Source organism: Halalkalibacter oceani (assembly GCF_023715605.1).
Classification (GTDB): domain Bacteria; phylum Bacillota; class Bacilli; order Bacillales; family Bacillaceae_D; genus Halalkalibacter; species Halalkalibacter oceani.
Map to the genome: position 1 here is coordinate 1 of NZ_JAMBOL010000071.1, position 847 is coordinate 847.

Genomic DNA, 847 nt, shown 5'->3' on the forward strand with positions numbered 1-847 from the left:
TTGCGGGGGACGGATTTGAACCGCCGACCTTCGGGTTATGAGCCCGACGAGCTACCAGACTGCTCCACCCCGCGTCGTTATTAAGTATTCGGATGATGTTTCTCAAAGGAGATTAGAACTCTCCTCTACCTTACTATTCAAGGAAGCTTTCATGCGTCGAGTTTACTCGTCGCTGTTTCGGCGGATGCTTTGCTTGTTGCTCCACCCCGCGTCGCTAAAAAATACTTGGATGATACTTTTTCAAAGAGGCTATGAACTCTCCTCTTCTCGCTTATTCAAGTTATGGTGGAGGATGACGGGATCGAACCGCCGACCCCCTGCTTGTAAGGCAGGTGCTCTCCCAGCTGAGCTAATCCTCCGACTCTTAATGGTTATGTATAACAATCGATAAAGCGTCTATCTTTAAAATGGTGACCCGTACGGGATTCGAACCCGTGTTACCGCCGTGAAAGGGCGGTGTCTTAACCGCTTGACCAACGGGCCACATATATTATTATATGAGTCAAATTGTTACTGGCGGAGAGCGAGGGATTCGAACCCTCGAGACGGTTTTACACCGCCTACACGATTTCCAATCGTGCTCCTTCGGCCAGCTCGGACAGCTCTCCGTGGTTGGCTCCACAGGTAGGACTCGAACCTACGACCGATCGGTTAACAGCCGATTGCTCTACCACTGAGCTACTGTGGAATGTATATAATTTCGCTTCTGTAAAGAAATAAATCGCCCGGCAACGTCCTACTCTCACAGGGGGAAGCCCCCAACTACCATCGGCGCTGAAGAGCTTAACGACCGTGTTCGGCATGGGAACGGGTGTGACCTCTTCGCTATCGCCACCGGACTTTTGAT

The 847-nt window shown here is 50.9% G+C and carries 5 tRNA genes and 1 rRNA gene; all 6 read right to left on the bottom strand.

What is annotated here, in order from left to right:
* A tRNA-Met gene (locus tag M3202_RS22000) sits at nt 1-74 on the bottom strand.
* A 209-nt stretch (nt 75-283) separates the two neighbouring features.
* Nucleotides 284-359, bottom strand: a tRNA-Val gene (locus M3202_RS22005).
* 49 nt (nt 360-408) lie between these two features.
* A tRNA-Glu gene (locus M3202_RS22010) sits at nt 409-483 on the bottom strand.
* Nucleotides 484-514: 31 nt separating this feature from the next.
* Nucleotides 515-608 (bottom strand) — tRNA-Ser (locus M3202_RS22015).
* Between the two features lie 5 nt (nt 609-613).
* A tRNA-Asn gene (locus M3202_RS22020) sits at nt 614-688 on the bottom strand.
* 35 nt (nt 689-723) lie between these two features.
* A 5S ribosomal RNA gene (rrf, locus tag M3202_RS22025) occupies nt 724-839 on the bottom strand.
* Nucleotides 840-847: the final 8 nt, after the last annotated feature.